Annotated in this window: 20 protein-coding genes; all 20 read right to left on the bottom strand. The window is 62.8% G+C overall.

Annotated features, from left to right (window positions below; all coding sequences use genetic code 11):
* Positions 1-311: 311 nt before the first annotated feature.
* Entirely contained in the window at positions 312-662 is a 351-nt protein-coding gene (locus tag SY26_RS09475) for a hypothetical protein (RefSeq protein WP_046000230.1), read from the bottom strand.
* Positions 662-3,076: a tape measure domain-containing protein gene (locus SY26_RS09470; protein ID WP_046000229.1), complete on the bottom strand. Its 2,415-nt coding sequence runs from the start codon at positions 3,074-3,076 to the stop codon at positions 662-664. The genes SY26_RS09475 and SY26_RS09470 overlap by 1 nt, the downstream gene beginning before the upstream one ends.
* A 36-nt stretch (positions 3,077-3,112) precedes the next feature.
* The gene (locus tag SY26_RS09465; protein ID WP_046000228.1) at positions 3,113-4,771 is read right to left on the bottom strand and encodes a terminase large subunit; all 1,659 of its coding nucleotides are present in this window, start codon (positions 4,769-4,771) and stop codon (positions 3,113-3,115) included.
* Positions 4,771-5,157, bottom strand: a complete 387-nt coding sequence (locus SY26_RS09460) for a phage terminase small subunit P27 family (protein ID WP_046000227.1) — start codon at positions 5,155-5,157, stop codon at positions 4,771-4,773. Before SY26_RS09460 ends, SY26_RS09465 begins: the two co-directional genes overlap by 1 nt.
* The gene (locus SY26_RS09455; protein ID WP_046000226.1) at positions 5,154-5,471 is read right to left on the bottom strand and encodes a phage head closure protein; all 318 of its coding nucleotides are present in this window, start codon (positions 5,469-5,471) and stop codon (positions 5,154-5,156) included. Before SY26_RS09455 ends, SY26_RS09460 begins: the two co-directional genes overlap by 4 nt.
* Positions 5,468-5,878 carry a DUF3168 domain-containing protein gene (locus tag SY26_RS09450; protein ID WP_046000225.1) on the bottom strand — a complete coding sequence of 137 codons (411 nt, stop codon included), beginning with the start codon at positions 5,876-5,878 and terminating at the stop codon, positions 5,468-5,470. Before SY26_RS09450 ends, SY26_RS09455 begins: the two co-directional genes overlap by 4 nt.
* Positions 5,878-6,288, bottom strand: coding sequence for an HK97-gp10 family putative phage morphogenesis protein (locus SY26_RS09445; RefSeq protein WP_046000224.1), 411 nt, complete (start codon positions 6,286-6,288; stop codon positions 5,878-5,880). The genes SY26_RS09450 and SY26_RS09445 overlap by 1 nt, the downstream gene beginning before the upstream one ends.
* Positions 6,288-6,599 (bottom strand): head-tail connector protein, encoded by a 312-nt coding sequence (locus tag SY26_RS09440; protein ID WP_046000223.1) that lies wholly within the window; start codon positions 6,597-6,599, stop codon positions 6,288-6,290. Before SY26_RS09440 ends, SY26_RS09445 begins: the two co-directional genes overlap by 1 nt.
* A gap of 3 nt (positions 6,600-6,602) precedes the next feature.
* A complete protein-coding gene (locus SY26_RS09435; protein WP_046000222.1) occupies positions 6,603-7,049 on the bottom strand; it encodes a hypothetical protein in 447 nt (148 codons plus the stop codon).
* The gene (locus SY26_RS09430) at positions 7,049-7,522 is read right to left on the bottom strand and encodes a hypothetical protein (RefSeq protein WP_046000221.1); all 474 of its coding nucleotides are present in this window, start codon (positions 7,520-7,522) and stop codon (positions 7,049-7,051) included. The genes SY26_RS09435 and SY26_RS09430 overlap by 1 nt, the downstream gene beginning before the upstream one ends.
* The gene (locus SY26_RS20480; protein ID WP_046000220.1) at positions 7,519-7,878 is read right to left on the bottom strand and encodes an HNH endonuclease; all 360 of its coding nucleotides are present in this window, start codon (positions 7,876-7,878) and stop codon (positions 7,519-7,521) included. Before SY26_RS20480 ends, SY26_RS09430 begins: the two co-directional genes overlap by 4 nt.
* Positions 7,878-8,033 (bottom strand): hypothetical protein, encoded by a 156-nt coding sequence (locus SY26_RS21095; protein WP_157020458.1) that lies wholly within the window; start codon positions 8,031-8,033, stop codon positions 7,878-7,880. Before SY26_RS21095 ends, SY26_RS20480 begins: the two co-directional genes overlap by 1 nt.
* Before the next feature lie 2 nt (positions 8,034-8,035).
* Positions 8,036-9,565, bottom strand: a complete 1,530-nt coding sequence (locus SY26_RS09420; RefSeq protein WP_046000219.1) for a phage major capsid protein — start codon at positions 9,563-9,565, stop codon at positions 8,036-8,038.
* Positions 9,562-9,954, bottom strand: a complete 393-nt coding sequence (locus SY26_RS09415; RefSeq protein ID WP_046000218.1) for a hypothetical protein — start codon at positions 9,952-9,954, stop codon at positions 9,562-9,564. Before SY26_RS09415 ends, SY26_RS09420 begins: the two co-directional genes overlap by 4 nt.
* Positions 9,941-10,141 (bottom strand): hypothetical protein, encoded by a 201-nt coding sequence (locus tag SY26_RS21090; protein WP_157020457.1) that lies wholly within the window; start codon positions 10,139-10,141, stop codon positions 9,941-9,943. The genes SY26_RS09415 and SY26_RS21090 overlap by 14 nt, the downstream gene beginning before the upstream one ends.
* A complete protein-coding gene (locus tag SY26_RS09410; RefSeq protein WP_046000217.1) occupies positions 10,138-11,325 on the bottom strand; it encodes a phage portal protein in 1,188 nt (395 codons plus the stop codon). The genes SY26_RS21090 and SY26_RS09410 overlap by 4 nt, the downstream gene beginning before the upstream one ends.
* A 71-nt stretch (positions 11,326-11,396) precedes the next feature.
* Positions 11,397-11,648, bottom strand: coding sequence for an AlpA family transcriptional regulator (locus SY26_RS09405; protein WP_046000216.1), 252 nt, complete (start codon positions 11,646-11,648; stop codon positions 11,397-11,399).
* Positions 11,649-12,006: 358 nt separating this feature from the next.
* Positions 12,007-12,204 carry a YodC family protein gene (locus SY26_RS20475; RefSeq protein ID WP_046000215.1) on the bottom strand — a complete coding sequence of 66 codons (198 nt, stop codon included), beginning with the start codon at positions 12,202-12,204 and terminating at the stop codon, positions 12,007-12,009.
* Complete coding sequence (locus SY26_RS09395; protein WP_046000214.1) at positions 12,197-12,496, bottom strand: hypothetical protein; 300 nt, start codon at positions 12,494-12,496, stop codon at positions 12,197-12,199. Before SY26_RS09395 ends, SY26_RS20475 begins: the two co-directional genes overlap by 8 nt.
* Positions 12,493-13,987, bottom strand: a 1,495-nt coding sequence (locus SY26_RS09390; protein ID WP_198143129.1) for a helicase RepA family protein, incomplete at its 5' end; no start/stop codon positions are given. The genes SY26_RS09395 and SY26_RS09390, both read right to left, overlap by 4 nt.

The raw sequence follows: 13,987 nt of genomic DNA, 5'->3' as shown, positions 1-13,987 counted from the left end.
TGCGCCGTTTAAGGCCAACGCTTATTAGAACCGGAAATGTCCACACAGCCGATGGGATAACCCCGACTAGCTACTACCGCATTCACCTATTGTTTGATCAAATCCCAATGGTGATTTCTACTGATTGCAGTGCGGGTTCTTCGGGCACCTTTTTCGGTCCATTTGACTTTGTGGTCGGCAGGAACATACTGAATTTTGGCATCTTAACTTTATCTCAACTGGATAAGAGCCAGTTCTGTGTACCGCTTCCGAAAGGTGAGCGGAGACCCTAAAATAGCCTTGGGCCGGGAAAGTCCGCTGATTTTCCATATTTACCCACCCGTCAGCGCATCGAACAGCCCGGCCGACAGCGGGGTGCTGGACACCGCCGGGATTGTAGCAGCACCTCCCGCCATCTTCCGCGCAGCGTTCTGCATCCAGGTATCGTCCAGGGCCATGACGATCTCGGCGTGATGCGGTGGCAGCGGGCGGCGCATCATCTGCGACCAGGCCGCCATCGCCTCCCAGGTAATCGGGTTTGGCCCGTGGGCGTGATAGGTCCGGGCCCGTGACAGCGCCATGAAGGCATCGAGGATTTCTGCCCCTGCGTCAGGCAGCCGGGGCTTCTTTCCCTCCAGCACGGCTTCCAGCGTGGCACATAGGGCTTTCTGCAGACGTCTCATCAGCGCCTCCTCGGATTGGCTTGCGCCCTCTGGATCTGCGAGGGCAGTGCTTTGGCCTGTGCTGCGGCAGTTTCCTGGCTGATCTTGACGCTTTGGCCGCGAGCCTGATCAAGGATGCGGGCGGTTAGATCCGGAGATAGCTCGACCATGATCGTAGTCTTGCCTTCGTCGGATGCGTTGGCGGCTGCGGGAGCCGATACTCCAACGGGGCCGCCGCTGGCGTAGCCTCGCAAGGCGCTCTTGTGCATGGCATCTAGCTTGCCCACCCCGAGGCGCTGTACCGCCTGCGCGCTCATGACGTACTCGCCGCGGTGAACGATGCCCGCCGGGTCGTGCTTGCCACCCATGCCGGTGAAGCCGCCCGTTGCAAACGAGGGCCCCGACTTTCCGCCACCGAAGAACCCGCCGATCGCGCCAAGAATGGCACCCGCCCATCCACCGCCGCCGCCTCCCCCGCCAGAGCCCCCGTTGAACAGCGAGGCAATCATGTTCTGGATGCCGCTCTTGATCAGGTCATTCGCGATCTGCTGGAATACGTTCGCCAAGCCTTCCCGCAGGCTCTCGCCTCCCGCCAGAGCATCGGCAAAGGCACCAGCAATGCCGTCCACTGCCTGATCGAACTGCTGTTGAGCAATCTCAGCTCTCTCCAGTTCACCAGTCAGGCGACCGAACTGCTCGGCTTGCGTATCGATCTGCGCTGAAAGCTCTTCGTTGACCGGGATGCCGCGCTTCTTGGCCTCGTCCAGCATTTCCCACCGGGCTTGTGCTGTCGCCACTTCCTCATTGGACTTGCCGATCAGGCTGATCTGGCGTTCCAGATTTGTCAGGTCTTGCTCGATGTTGCCGAAGAACGGGCTTTCCTCTCTGCCGCCTGCGCGGCCGGTACGGCCCCTCCGTCCACCGCCGGCACTGCCACCAGTGCTCAATGCATTGGAGCTGCCCCCAGGTGCCGTGCCAGGCGCTGTTGTCGCTGGTGGGGTTACCGGGGGGAGCCCAAGCTGCAAAGGCGTCTGGTTGGCTATCTGACGTCCTGCCAGCCGGCCGCCGTAATCCCTGTTGGCCTCGTCCATAGCGTCGATCACCCGGGCGGCGCCTGCGTCCCTGGCTTCGGTGTAAACCTCTGCCAGCGGTTTGCCTGATGAACCGGGGGGGATTGGGTCCAGTCGGTCCAGTTTCACGTCATGGACACCGGCTGCAAGATTGGTCCCTTCCGTGCCGGGCATGGCGGAAGTAACGGCATCGATGGCGCCGGCAACCCTGCGCACCCCTCCCATGACCGTATTCACCATCGACTCGACGGCACCGATGACAGCGTTGATGGCGGCGTTAAGCCCTGCGGCAACGCTGTCACCAATGTTTAGGAACGCCTCGCGGGCGACTGCGGCAGACCCTTCGATGACGCCGTTCATGTCAGCAATGAAGTCGATGACGCGCTGAATGGCGTCTCCAAAGCCCTCCATCGGTTCGGCATCGAATCCTTCCCGCAGGGCATCCGCCATCCCGTCGATCAGGGCCATGAACTCGCCCACGCGCTCATTGGCGACGTCGAACATGGCGCCAAGAGACTGCCCAAGTGCCGTGGCCTCGTCAGCGTTTTCGACCAGCCATGTCGCGAGGTTATTCAGCGCGGCAATCATCGTGTCCGACGCGCCCGTGCCCTCGTCCACACGACCGATGAATGTGGTCAGGGCGCTGTTGATGTTGGTCATCGCCTGCCCGGTGGTCTGCGCAGTCTTGGCAAAGTTCGCATCTGCGGACTCAGCCATGCTGTCGAGGGCCTTGGTCACGACGTCCGCCGTGATGGCGCCCTCCGAGGAAAGCTCTTTCAGCTTGTCCCGCGTGGTCCCCATCGCCGCCGCGATTGCGTCCAGCAGTTCCACGGGTGCAGCTTCACGCAGGCTGGCAAACTCGTCGCCCATCAGCGCGCCGGCAGAGAGGGCCTGGGAGAGCTGCGTGACGACCGAGCTGACCTCGGCCGCGGTCGATCCGCCAACCGCCAGGATCTTGTTCAGCGTCTCGGCCCGGCGCAGAGTGACATCGTAGCTGTCGCCGGTGGCTTTCTGGATCCGGGCCACCGATGTCGCCAGGTCCTCGATCGGGGCGCGGGACCGGACAGCGACAGCCAGCAGCTTGTCCACCGCTGCGTCTGACTCCTGCCCGATCGACCGGAGCTGGTTGATGATCGTCTTATAGCCGTCCGATGACGTGCGGACCTTGTTCATGGCCGCGCCGATGCTCAGGATGCTCGCGGCTGCCGCCGTGGCAAGCCCGCCGATCCGGCTCATGTCGCCGCTCATTTGCCGGGTTGCCATTCGCGACCCACGCTGCAGGCCCTGATAGGTCCGGGTGCCGCGCTGTTCGGCCTGGCGCATCTTCCGCTCGAAGTCCGTGATCCGGGCCTCCAGCATCACCATGAGCCGTTCTTCTGATCCTGCGGCCATTGTCGCCTCCTATGCGGTCCACATGTCGTCAGCGAACCAAGGTTGATTGGTGGTGAAGCCGCCTTCGTTCGCAGCCGCTCGCGACACGGCCATTGCCGCTGCCACTGCGCCGTCGATCGACAACCACTTCTTAGGCTTGGTGAACTTGACGACATGCCCGTGGTCGTTGCGTTTTACGACGACATTGGCGAAGCAGTGCCGCAGGACCGGGTTGCCGCCGTGGTGGAACTCGCCGCCCAACAGGGCCCGTTCCAGCTCCATCGCCGCGGGCATCATCAGGGACGGCACCTGTCGGAAGTCCACGGCAGGCAATCCGGCGTCGAGGATCTTCGGCTGTACCTGTCGAGCCATGTGCGGGTCGAACGCGATCTCCTGCACGTTCAGCTCCTCGCAAAGCTCGATGATCTTGCTCTCGATCTCGGCGTAATCAATCACCGACCCCATCGTGGCCGTGACCAACCCATCTTCAACCCATTGGCTATAGGGTGCTCCGGACTGGCTCTCACGCTGCGCCACGCCGTCATCGTCCAGCATTCCGCCATCGTCCTTGCTGTCGATCGTATCCTGAGGGCAGAAGAACCACGCCTTGACTGCATACCCCTCCGCAACCCGCCAGCACCCCACGATCACCGACAGGTCGACCGTCGAGGAAAGGTCCACCGCCAGCCAGCACGGCTGATCCTTGAGGGTGTCGAGGTCATAGTCCTTTGCGCCTTGGTCGTAGATGTCCATGTCCACCAGTGGCTCGGTCGAGGCGTCCAGCCAGATGTTCAGCTTGAGCTGCTTGAAAGACTGCCGGTCGCCCACGCTGCGCTGCGATCGCTTGGCATGGCGCCGGAACCCGGCAAGGCTTGGATAGCCGTACTTGAGGCCGGGGTTCACCCGGTGCCACAGCTCCTCGTCCTGCCAGTCGTCGCGCCGGTCTGCTTCAAAGAGGATCGGCAGGATTGAAGCGTCATCGACCTCGCCACGGGCAACCTTGCGGGCATCCTCGAAGAAGTCGAAGGCAAGCGTGTCCTGTCCCCGCCCGGCCGTTGAGGCCACGACCAGCAGGCTGTCATCGATCTTCTCAAGGCCGGTGGTCAGCGCCTCCCACAGGTCGCGGCCTTTCCAGATGTGGATCTCGTCGGCCAGGACGAATGCCGGCGTGCGGCCATGCTGGGGGCCACCATCACCAGAGATGACCTCCAAATAGGACGCGTCCTTGCGATAGATCAGTTTCTTCGGGGCGTTGTGCGCGTCATAGATGCCGGTGGCTGCCACGATGCGCTTGTCCTCGCGGATGATGCCCACCGCCTCGCGGAAGCCGATGCCGGCCTGCTTGCGATCCGCAGCGGCAAAGATGGCTTCCCCGCCCGGCCTGCGTTCAGGGCCAATGGTGTGCAGCAGCGCCAGAGCAGCAGCCAAGGAGGTCTTGCGGTTGCCGCGGGGCAGCAGCAGCGCCACGGTGTTAGTGATCCGGGTGCCGTCCTCGTGGCGCGGACCGTAGATCTTCCGGACGATGCGCTCCTGCCAAGGGTCCAACTGAAAGCCGCGTTTGGGCAGGATCGACTTTGGATGACGCAGGGCGCGCAGGAAGTTCACCGCCCGCTCACCGTAGCCGTAGGGGTCCGGGATCTCCGAACCGTCATAGATCCATTCCGGGAAGGTCGAGGACGCTTTGCTCATCAGCCCATATCCAGCGGGTTGTCAGTATCGTCCTCGTCGCCATCGTCGCGAATTGCCGGGCGGGACCGGCTGACAGGCGTCAGACCCAGTTCAGCGCCCAGCTGCCTGGCTGTGACCATTGCCTTGTCCTGGGCGCGTATCATCGGCAGCATCGCGGTTGCGTCACTCTCTGCCTGGATCAGGGCTTCCATCTGGCGCACCCGGCCAATGCAGATGCAGTAGCTTTCAAGGCCGCCAAGGTCGGCATCGGTCAGGATACGGCGTTCGATCAGGACCGGCATCACCCGCGCCCATTCCTTTCGAGCCGCGTCCGACAGCCACGCCGGGGCCTCCGTAAGCTCCAGAGGGGCGTCAGCTTCTCGCAGTTGAGGTTTGGTGCCCTTCATCCCGGCAGCCTCGTGCAGCGCAGGTCGAGGCCCTTGCGACGGCCGATGGGCGTCACCTGTCGAACGTTGAACGCCTCGCCGCGCCACAGAACACGATCAGCATTGGACACCCCGTCGAGGTGCCGGATGCGGAACACCACGGCTTCCTCGTCAATGGCACCGCCGGCCCGCATGAACTCTTCCGTGGTCTGGTCGATCCGTTCGGCGCGGACGCTGGCAAAGGGCCGCCAGACCGTTTCGGGCGTGCCGTAATCGTTCACGGTGTCGGTGGAATGCTCGATCTCAATGGTTTCGATCAGCTTGCCGGATTTCATGGCCGGGCCTCCGTCACCAGGATCTCTACGGTCAGCACGCCGTGGGAGTGTTCGCCGTCCGGGTCGCGCATGTAGCGTTGGCTGGTCACCAGCAGATCGGCGCAGTGCAGCCCCTGGGGCAGCTCCAGGCGCCCGGTTGCGATTGCCGCACGCACGGCACCCCCGATGGCCTTTGCCCGCTCCAGCGACGCCTCACGCGCCCAGATGTGCAGAGTGTGGAAGATGCGGGTGCGGGTGCGGTGAATGCTTGTGCCCTCATCGACGGACTGGCTTTCGCCCAGGATGATCGAGGGCTTGGGCGTAGGACGCTGATTGGTGTCGAGGATGTGGGCTGCGGGGACCAACTCACTAACCGCAGACTGACCGATCAGGCGGGCGCGCAGGGCCTTTTGAACCTCCAGCTCCATCACCGCGCCTCCCGAATGGCTTTGCCGATCGCCAGCTTGATGCGGTTCAGGGCACGCTTGCGGCCAAGGCGATAGCCCGGCCAGAAGAAAGGCTGCGCCTCCGTGTCGCTAGTCCCGTATTCCACCAGGTGCGGATACCGGACGTCGGAGCTGCCGACGGTGATGGCCGCGGCGTTCTCAGGGACCACTTCGGCGCCACCGGGCTGCGAATAGGGCGGGGTCGAGTGGCCTCCCAGGGTCACGGCCACTGAGTTCTTCAGGTCACCCGTATCCTCGGGAGCCAGACCCTCGATGATGTCAGCAATCTCATAGGCGCCTTTGGCAAGCGCCGGCTGGACCGCCGCCCGCGCTGCGACGGGGATCGCCCGCATGCGTTTTTGGAATTTCGCCAGACCGCCATCATCCGCCATCAGAAGGTCCAATCGCGGTTAGCGTCGATGATGTCGGCCACACCGAAGGGCAGCGGCGCGCCGGGCTCCATGACAGCTTCGCGGTTCTCGTACCACCACGCAGCCAGCTGCAGGATCGCTTCGCGAAGATCGGCCGGCACCGCGTCCTCTGTCTCGAACCGTGTCACCAGGCCGAAGCCCAGCATCCGCTCGATCAGGGTCTGAGCGCCGTCCAGCTTAGCCTGCAGCAGGGCGTCATCCTCGTCCTGGTCAACGGTCAGGGACAGGTGGGCTTTCAACTCTGGCAGGCTCATGACAGGCTCTAGCGGCATGGTTCAGGCTCCCGTCATGGTGGGTTGGGCAGTCGGAAGGATGTCAGCCTGAAGCCGCATCACGTTGTTGGCGGTATCGAAGACTTCGCTCATCGCGGTCACGAGGCCGGGCCATTGGCGAGCATTGGTGCCGTCTGGAAAGGCGAGCCGGAACTGGAAGTCTCTGGTCGAGTAATGCGCCGCCCACAGCAGCCGCTGTCCTGGGTCTGTGGGGTCGTTCCCCATGACAACCTGCATGGGGAGACGGCGAATGGACCGCTTATGCTGAACCACCTCCATTTCCACGTCAGGCGCGCCCATGTATGCGATTTCAGCTTCTGCCATGTTCCATTGCGAGCCCAGGAACCCGACCGCCTCCGTTTCAGCAATCTCGACCCATGCTCCCGCCGGCACGGGTGTCGTGTCACGATCCGCGATAAACAAGCGGGTGCCGGCGGTCGCGAACAGCATCAGGCAGCGTCGATCTTGACGATGTTGCTGTTGATCCAGAGCGTCGCGTTGAACTTCATTACGCTGTTGGCGCTGTCGTAAGTTTCCGACGCACTGCCGACCTGAGCCACGAACATGCGCTCCGAGGGCGTGCCGCCGGCAGGGGCATCGGCCAGAACCACGCGGAACGCATAGTCGCCTTTGGCTCGCTCTGCCGCGACCAGCGCAATCTGGCCGGGATCTGCGGGATCGAGGCCACAGACGACCTCCATCGTACCGGCGTTCTTGGTGCCCTTCAGGCGGCGGGTGCGGCCCGAGTTGATGCCGTCAAAGGTGACTTCCGACGAGGTGTCACCGGCCGAGCCCAGGCCCTCGGTTTCATCGATCTCGACCCACATCTGGCTGGCGAAGTCGGCCGCCTCGAAGTCGCTGGATTTGGCCGCGAGAGGGCCGCCAATGTAAAGGCGGGTGCCTGCGGTGGTGTAGATCGTCATGGCGTTGGTGTCCTATGCTGGCGGCGCTCCAGTCTCTGCTTAGCGCCCGAGTGGCAGGGGGTGCACAGCGACTGCCAGCGGGACTTGTCCCAGAAGATGGTCTGATCGCCGCGATGGGGGGTCTTGTGGTCGACCAGCGATGCCTTGGCACCGCAGGCCACGCAGTAGGGGTGCTGGCGCAGGAACCGGGCACGGGCATTGGCCCATTCCCGATTGTATCCGCGCTGGCTGCTGTTGGGCCGGGTCTTGTCGAAGCGGGCTTTCCGCTCTGCCGCGCGCTGGATCTGGCAAGGGCATTTGGCGTCCGAAGGCACCATCTTGCCGCAAGAACAGATCCGGGGCGCGCGAACCGGCATCAGTCGGCCTTCTTGATCTTGAAGCGGTGCACGTCGCCGTCGCGGGTGGTGACGATCGTCTCGCCATCCTCCTCACGAACCTGGACGCCGCCCTTGGTCTTTTTCAGATCAGCCACGAATGCGTCGATCTGGGCTTGGCTCTTGGTCTGGCTCACGATCACGCCCCCCGCAGAACGGCGATGGCTTCCGGCATGACCGGCGCGCCACCGACACGGCGACGGGCGCGGATCTTGACGATGCCCTGATCGGCCCCGGTGAAGTCATCGCGCAGGGTCTGGATGCCGATGCGATCAACGATCTGGTAGCCGGCGTTGAAGTCACCGAAGGCAGCGGCATAGGCGCCGGTGGCCAGCGAGGGCATGTCGACCATTTCGCGGATCGGACGCCCCAGCAGGGTCGCGGGCTGGCCGTTGCTCAGGCTGTCGCCCCAGATCATCCGGTCGGTATTGTCCGTCGCGCCGCGGATCGCCGCCATGGTCGCGCGGTTCATCACCCACGTTCCATTGCGGGCGTATTCCGTGGGCAGGGCATAGAACAGCGCGATCAGGTCATCGACCAGGCCGGAACCGTCGACCGCCGTGGTGATCGTCTCATAGTCGGCAGCCTCCGCCAGGAAGCCCAGGGGCTTGCCCACGCCGTCGCCATTCACGAACGCCGCTTCTTCCATCTTCCCGAACTCGCGGGCGATGTGGTTGCGCAGGAACGCTTCCAGGTCGATCAGGCTGTCTTCCAGCAGCTGCTGCGAGACGGGGACGATCACGGCTTGCTCGTGAACGGTGATCGACTTGCGGCCGAAGGTGGGTTCGGACACCGGGCGTGGGCCGATCTCGGCAACCCATCCCGGCTGAACATTTCCGGTCAGCGTGGGAATGATGATCTCGGTCGTGCCGATCGCCATGATGTTGGCAATGGCGCGCATCGAGGATCGCTCGGACAGCGTCTGCAGAACGCGGGTCGAGAACTCCGGCGCGACGACATAGCCGCCAGCCGTATCCGTGCCCATGTTCAGGGTCTTGCGGTCGTCCTCGTTCAGCGAGTGCATCCCGCGACGGATGAAGCTCTCGAATGCCTTCTTTTCGACGGCATCGGGCTTCGCTTCAACCGTTCCACCAAAGGGACGGTTCGCCTTGGCTTCCAGCTTGTCCAGCCGGCTCACCAGCGCCGACGTGTCGGCCTTCTGTTCCATGGCGGTCATCTTGGCTTCGAGGGCCGCGATGTCCGGGGTTTGGGTCTGTTCACTCATGTCGTGTTCCTTTGCGGAGGTGATGCGCGCGCCAGGGTGGGCAGGCACCGCCACCACGCTGATTTCGAGAAGTTCGAGGGCAGAGATTGTGCGGCCGCCGCCCTTGCGGGGGGCTGCCTTGGTCGTGGAAAAGCCGATCGACAGGCCCGACAGGGCGCGCTCACGGATCATCGCCCGGACCTCGCGGGCGCGGGGCAGATCCTCGATCAGAAGCCGCCCCTTCACTTGCAGGCCCGCCGGGGTTTCCAGTATCTCGTCCCAGACACCCACGGTCTCGCGTTGCTCATGGAAGGCCAGCATCGGAATAGGCGGCAGGGTCTTGGCGAAGGCGCCCAGCTCGATCACGTCGCCCACGCGGTCGGGGCTGCCGAAGGGCCATGCGATGCCCTCGACCACGCCAGCCTCGTCCACGGTGAATTGCGCTTTGACGTCGATCTTGCTCATGCCGAAGTCCCCCGGAAGGCTGCTCGATCAGACGCGAACGCGTCGACCTGCTGTTGCACCCACAGGGCGCCTCTCAGCAGCCGCAGGGCGTTGGCGTGAGTGAAGGGGACCGGTTCACCATCCTCCAGGATGTGCCAGCCCAGGATGCAGCGGGCGAGGCTGTTCAGCCGGGCTTTCTCCCGATCGACAGCGCTCACGCGGCCGTCGTCGCCCATTGCTTCGGAAAGCTCGTCCGTCAGCGCCAGGCGGGCGCGGTGCTGCGTGGCGCTATCGGGGCCGGCAAGGCGTAGGGTGATGCCTGCGGGCTTGCCAGTCACCGGATCGGCCAGCTCAAAGTCGCGGCCCCGGTCCTGGTCCTGCGCGTCGGCAAGGATGTCATTCAGCTGCATGGATCACCTCGACCGTGGTGCCCTGATCGACGAAGATCACGGGCAGCCCGGGAAATGCCTTTTCCACCTGACCACGGACATTTGCCGCGGGCCATTGCGGGGCGAAGGGCGACATGCGGACCAAAACGGCCAGAGGCTTGCCCTTGCTGGTGATCGGTTGCGCAATCTCGGTTTCATAGGTGCTCATTTGGGGATGCCTTCTGTCGAGGGTGCCGCAGAGATGTTGGGGTTCAGGAAGGCGTCACCGCCCTCACGCGGGGGCAGGCCCAGCCAGCTGCGGCCCTCGTTCGGGTTCAGGGTCTGGCTGGCGATCAGGCTGTTGATGACGGTGGCACGGGTCGACAGATCGGCGCGTGTGAGGTCGTCGCGATCAAAGCGCACGCGGTAGCGGCCCCGCTCGTCGTCGGTGAACAGGGCCCGGTTCAGGGCACTCTCCAGGCCCCGCAGCCACGGCTCCAGCGTGTAGGACAGGAACTCCCGGCCCTTCTGTTCGCTGTTGCTCCAGGTGGCTTGGCTGAGGTCGCCAATCATCGGGCCCGGCACGTTGAAGGCCCGCGCGATTTCCGCGACTTGGAACTTCCGGTTTTCGAGGAACTGGGCGTCGGTACTGTTGAGCGTGATGGCCTCAAACTCGGCGCCGTCGTAGAGGATCACCGTGCGGCCGCTGCTGTCTTCGCTCTCGTGGGTCGCGCGCCAGGACTCACGGATCTTCTTCACCGCATCTTCGGCCATCCCTTTCGGGAACTTCAAAGCCCCGCCCGGCTTGGCGCCGCGGGTGAACAGGCGGGCTGCATGGCGATCGAGGGCAACGGCGATGCCGATCGCATCGCGCGCCAGCGTCAGGGGGCTGTGCTGCAGCGGGGGCATCAGGTGGATCACGTCGCGGCCTGCGATGCGGCGATTGCCCAAGCTGTACTTGCGCTCGCCCGTATCCAGATCCGTCTCAAAGGTCAGCGTGCCTTGGCGGTAGCTGATGACCTCCTGGGGACGGCCATTCACGCGGTTCACCCAGGCCATGCCGCCCTGATCGGACACCATTGCATCGACCATGATGGACCGGATCAGCTCAAACGAACTTGTCCAGTCGTTTGCCTCGCCACGAAGGAGGGATAGCACCGGGTGGTCGGTTACCTCGATCTCATCGGCACCATCCCGATACGTCACATGCACGTCGAGGGAGGCCACGGCTTCGGAAATGAGCTGGATGCAGTTTGCCACCACAGGCACCCGCAGGGCGTCCATGATGCTGACGGGGATGCCATTGCCGGTGGACAAATTGGCGCCGAGAATACTCATCAGAGCCACGTCGGGGACGGCTAGAGACTTCTTGTCGGGCGCGGAGGCCGGGCGGAAAAGGGACCAGATCTTCATGGCCCCACGATACAGGGGCCAGAGTCAGTTCGTCAGATGCCAGAGGGTATCAAAACGTCGCAATTCGCTATTCAATTCAGCGGCTTGCTTCTCTGCCATGCTCGCAGTTCGCTCTGAAAAGCGCAATAGGCTTTCGTGCCTGGGGGCTGATAGATCGGCACCTCCTGATGACGCGCCCACCGCCGCACAGTGGCCTTACTCACGCCCAGGAAGGCGGCGATGCTTGGCAGCCCCCATAACTTGCCTTTCACAGGCGTCTCCAGCACCGCATCGAGGCGCCAGCGGTCGATCGGCGGGGCGTCATTCTGTTGGGTTTCACTCATCCGAAAATCTCCAATTCGGTTCTATCTTGCACGAACCCCCACGCGCCGGTCCCCGCCTTAGGGGAAAAGTTGGCGACCACCCGGGGTCGGCACCTTGACTCTGCAAAGCGACGCACCATCTCATTGATCGCTGACTTCATGGAGGCACTGATGCGAACCGAGAGACAGCAGGCCAATGACGACTGGCTGCGCGATGCCCTGAGAAAGGCGCACGCCAACCGCGAGGTCAAAGGCAGCGATGGGTCCAATGCGTTGGCTGAAGGAGTTGCCAGCATAGCAGTAGCAGTTGTTGAGACTGTAACGACCTCCCTGACAACAGCTCTCCTTAACCGACGCAAATAAGGTAGCGGCCAGCACATCATGCGATGAACCGAGTCGTGCTGCTGCCCAGGTCGGTCGTCAGGGCCACGGCATAGATGTCAGCACGATGCACCGTGCCCTCGACGAACCATGCGCAGCTGCAGATCGGCGGGCTGTGATCGACATGGGTCACAGTCATCTTGCTGCCACCGCTCTTGAGACGCACCACGTCGCCTGCCTTGATGGGATTACTCATCAGCCACCTCACGCCCTGTCAGCGTGCAGTAGGCCAATGCAGCCTTGCGGGTGACAGCACGGGCCATGGCCGGATCATCGAAGGTGACGCTGATGTCGACGCCGCGATGCGTCTTGCCGATCGGTCCCTTGGCTTTCACTACGCCGTCGGCCTTCTCTGTCAGCACGCACCCGCGGACCTTCATGCCGTTCATCGCCATATCGAATGCTGCCAAGAGGCGATTGCCCTGCATGTTCACGGCAGCATCGATCACGACCATCTTGATGATGGAAAAGTCTTGGTTGGCAGTCATTGGTCGGTCCTTTGCCAGTAGCTTGAATTCGGATCATGGAACGCATCTGCGTCATCGCCGTAGGCAGATTGGGCGGACGGACAAACGGACACCCTTATAGGGGGGTGTCCGTGTCCGTCCGGATCTGTCGCGGACAAGTCCGAGTTTGTCCGTGCCTTGTCCGCTTTGTCCGTCACCCAGACATAGTTGTCGAAAATTCGTATTCGGTTTTTGTCCATCAATGCATCCCGGTGACGCCGGAAGGTCCGGGCCTTGGTATCGGCATTGTCGCTGTCGGTCAGTCCAACACGATCGCAGTACGCCTGCCATTCGGCCAGTTCGACCACAGGGACATTGGGCAACTCTGAAGATCTAATAACCCGCCCTTTGTCGCGTAGGGCGTCGTGCAGTGCATTCAGTGCTACTTGGACACGTCCGGACACACGCTCGCGCTTGTCTGTCTTCTGAATGTCCGCTTGCTCGACAACAGCACTTGTAACTTTGTCGCCGTCATCATCAGTGCCCAAGAACACTGACTTGAGGCGGTAGGCAAAGACGCCCTCACAGGGCATATCTCGCTGCTTTCGTGCCTCGGCCACTACGACGTCGTCAGAGCGCGTCAGCTCTATCTCTGTGTCCGCTGCCGCCCGCAGGCTGCCAGAGCCGCGAGCGCCCTTGCTTGCGTCCTTGCCGCTATGGTGAATTACCATGACGTGGGCATTGGTTACTTCGCGCAGCATGTCGATATTGCGCACAAACAAACCCATATCTTTCGCCATGTTTTCATCGCCGTTGCCCATGGTTCGCGCCAGCGTGTCCACAACGATTAGCGAAGGCATTATAGGGAAGCCGCTCCGGATGGCTTCGATCAGATAATCCGCGTCATTTGAGGTACAGAGGTCCAGCGGCGCTGCTAGAAGACTGAAGTCACCAGCCTCCTCAATCTGGTTCATCAAATCAGGGTACTGGCGACGCATCGCCTCAATGCGGTTATTGATACCGCTGCCGCCCTCTGCCGCAACGTACAGAACCGGCCCGGCGAATTTGTCACCCGTTGGAACTCGATGCCCGTGCCAGTTTGCACCAGCAGCGACGTGCAGACCCAAATCCATCGCGAAGAATGTCTTCCCCACGTTGGACTCGCCATAGATCACGCTGAATGCTCCACGATCCAGCCACCCTTTAACCAGATAGCGTGATCGAAGTGCCGGCCGAACGCGCTTAAGTGGGCGAATGGCAACGGCAATATCACTTGCTCGACCGAGAAGTGGTGACGAATGCACGCCTGGGTTCGCCGTACGATGGGCCTTGTCCAGTCGCCCGAGCTCCGCAAACTCATTCATGCTGAGGCCCTGGCCGGACATGATCGAAGAATGCTGATTGATCAGCTCCTGACAGCCGATTGAAACAGGCGAGTTGAGAACGGCGGTGCAAAAGTCGGCCACGGTAGCGGCGGGATGATCCTGCTGCGGGCGGCGTAAAAGTCGTCCACCTTTACCCTTTCTGGCGACA

It is taken from the genome of Paracoccus sp. 228 (assembly GCF_000967825.1).
GTDB classification, from domain to species: domain Bacteria; phylum Pseudomonadota; class Alphaproteobacteria; order Rhodobacterales; family Rhodobacteraceae; genus Paracoccus; species Paracoccus marcusii.
The sequence above is the reverse complement of the archived record's forward strand: the minus strand, read 5'-3'. Positions and strand labels throughout refer to the sequence as shown.

Coding starts and splice junctions, on each gene's coding strand:
- SY26_RS09475 (WP_046000230.1), bottom strand. CDS start 662: ATGAGACGTCTGCAGAAAGCCCTATGTGCCACGCTGGAAGCCGTGCTG.
- SY26_RS09470 (WP_046000229.1), bottom strand. CDS start 3,076: ATGGTGATGCTGGAGGCCCGGATCACGGACTTCGAGCGGAAGATGCGC.
- SY26_RS09465 (WP_046000228.1), bottom strand. CDS start 4,771: ATGAGCAAAGCGTCCTCGACCTTCCCGGAATGGATCTATGACGGTTCG.
- SY26_RS09460 (WP_046000227.1), bottom strand. CDS start 5,157: ATGAAGGGCACCAAACCTCAACTGCGAGAAGCTGACGCCCCTCTGGAG.
- SY26_RS09455 (WP_046000226.1), bottom strand. CDS start 5,471: ATGAAATCCGGCAAGCTGATCGAAACCATTGAGATCGAGCATTCCACC.
- SY26_RS09450 (WP_046000225.1), bottom strand. CDS start 5,878: ATGGAGCTGGAGGTTCAAAAGGCCCTGCGCGCCCGCCTGATCGGTCAG.
- SY26_RS09445 (WP_046000224.1), bottom strand. CDS start 6,288: ATGGCGGATGATGGCGGTCTGGCGAAATTCCAAAAACGCATGCGGGCG.
- SY26_RS09440 (WP_046000223.1), bottom strand. CDS start 6,599: ATGCCGCTAGAGCCTGTCATGAGCCTGCCAGAGTTGAAAGCCCACCTG.
- SY26_RS09435 (WP_046000222.1), bottom strand. CDS start 7,049: ATGCTGTTCGCGACCGCCGGCACCCGCTTGTTTATCGCGGATCGTGAC.
- SY26_RS09430 (WP_046000221.1), bottom strand. CDS start 7,522: ATGACGATCTACACCACCGCAGGCACCCGCCTTTACATTGGCGGCCCT.
- SY26_RS20480 (WP_046000220.1), bottom strand. CDS start 7,878: ATGCCGGTTCGCGCGCCCCGGATCTGTTCTTGCGGCAAGATGGTGCCT.
- SY26_RS09420 (WP_046000219.1), bottom strand. CDS start 9,565: ATGAGCAAGATCGACGTCAAAGCGCAATTCACCGTGGACGAGGCTGGC.
- SY26_RS09415 (WP_046000218.1), bottom strand. CDS start 9,954: ATGCAGCTGAATGACATCCTTGCCGACGCGCAGGACCAGGACCGGGGC.
- SY26_RS21090 (WP_157020457.1), bottom strand. CDS start 10,141: ATGAGCACCTATGAAACCGAGATTGCGCAACCGATCACCAGCAAGGGC.
- SY26_RS09410 (WP_046000217.1), bottom strand. CDS start 11,325: ATGAAGATCTGGTCCCTTTTCCGCCCGGCCTCCGCGCCCGACAAGAAG.
- SY26_RS09405 (WP_046000216.1), bottom strand. CDS start 11,648: ATGAGTGAAACCCAACAGAATGACGCCCCGCCGATCGACCGCTGGCGC.
- SY26_RS20475 (WP_046000215.1), bottom strand. CDS start 12,204: ATGAGTAATCCCATCAAGGCAGGCGACGTGGTGCGTCTCAAGAGCGGT.
- SY26_RS09395 (WP_046000214.1), bottom strand. CDS start 12,496: ATGACTGCCAACCAAGACTTTTCCATCATCAAGATGGTCGTGATCGAT.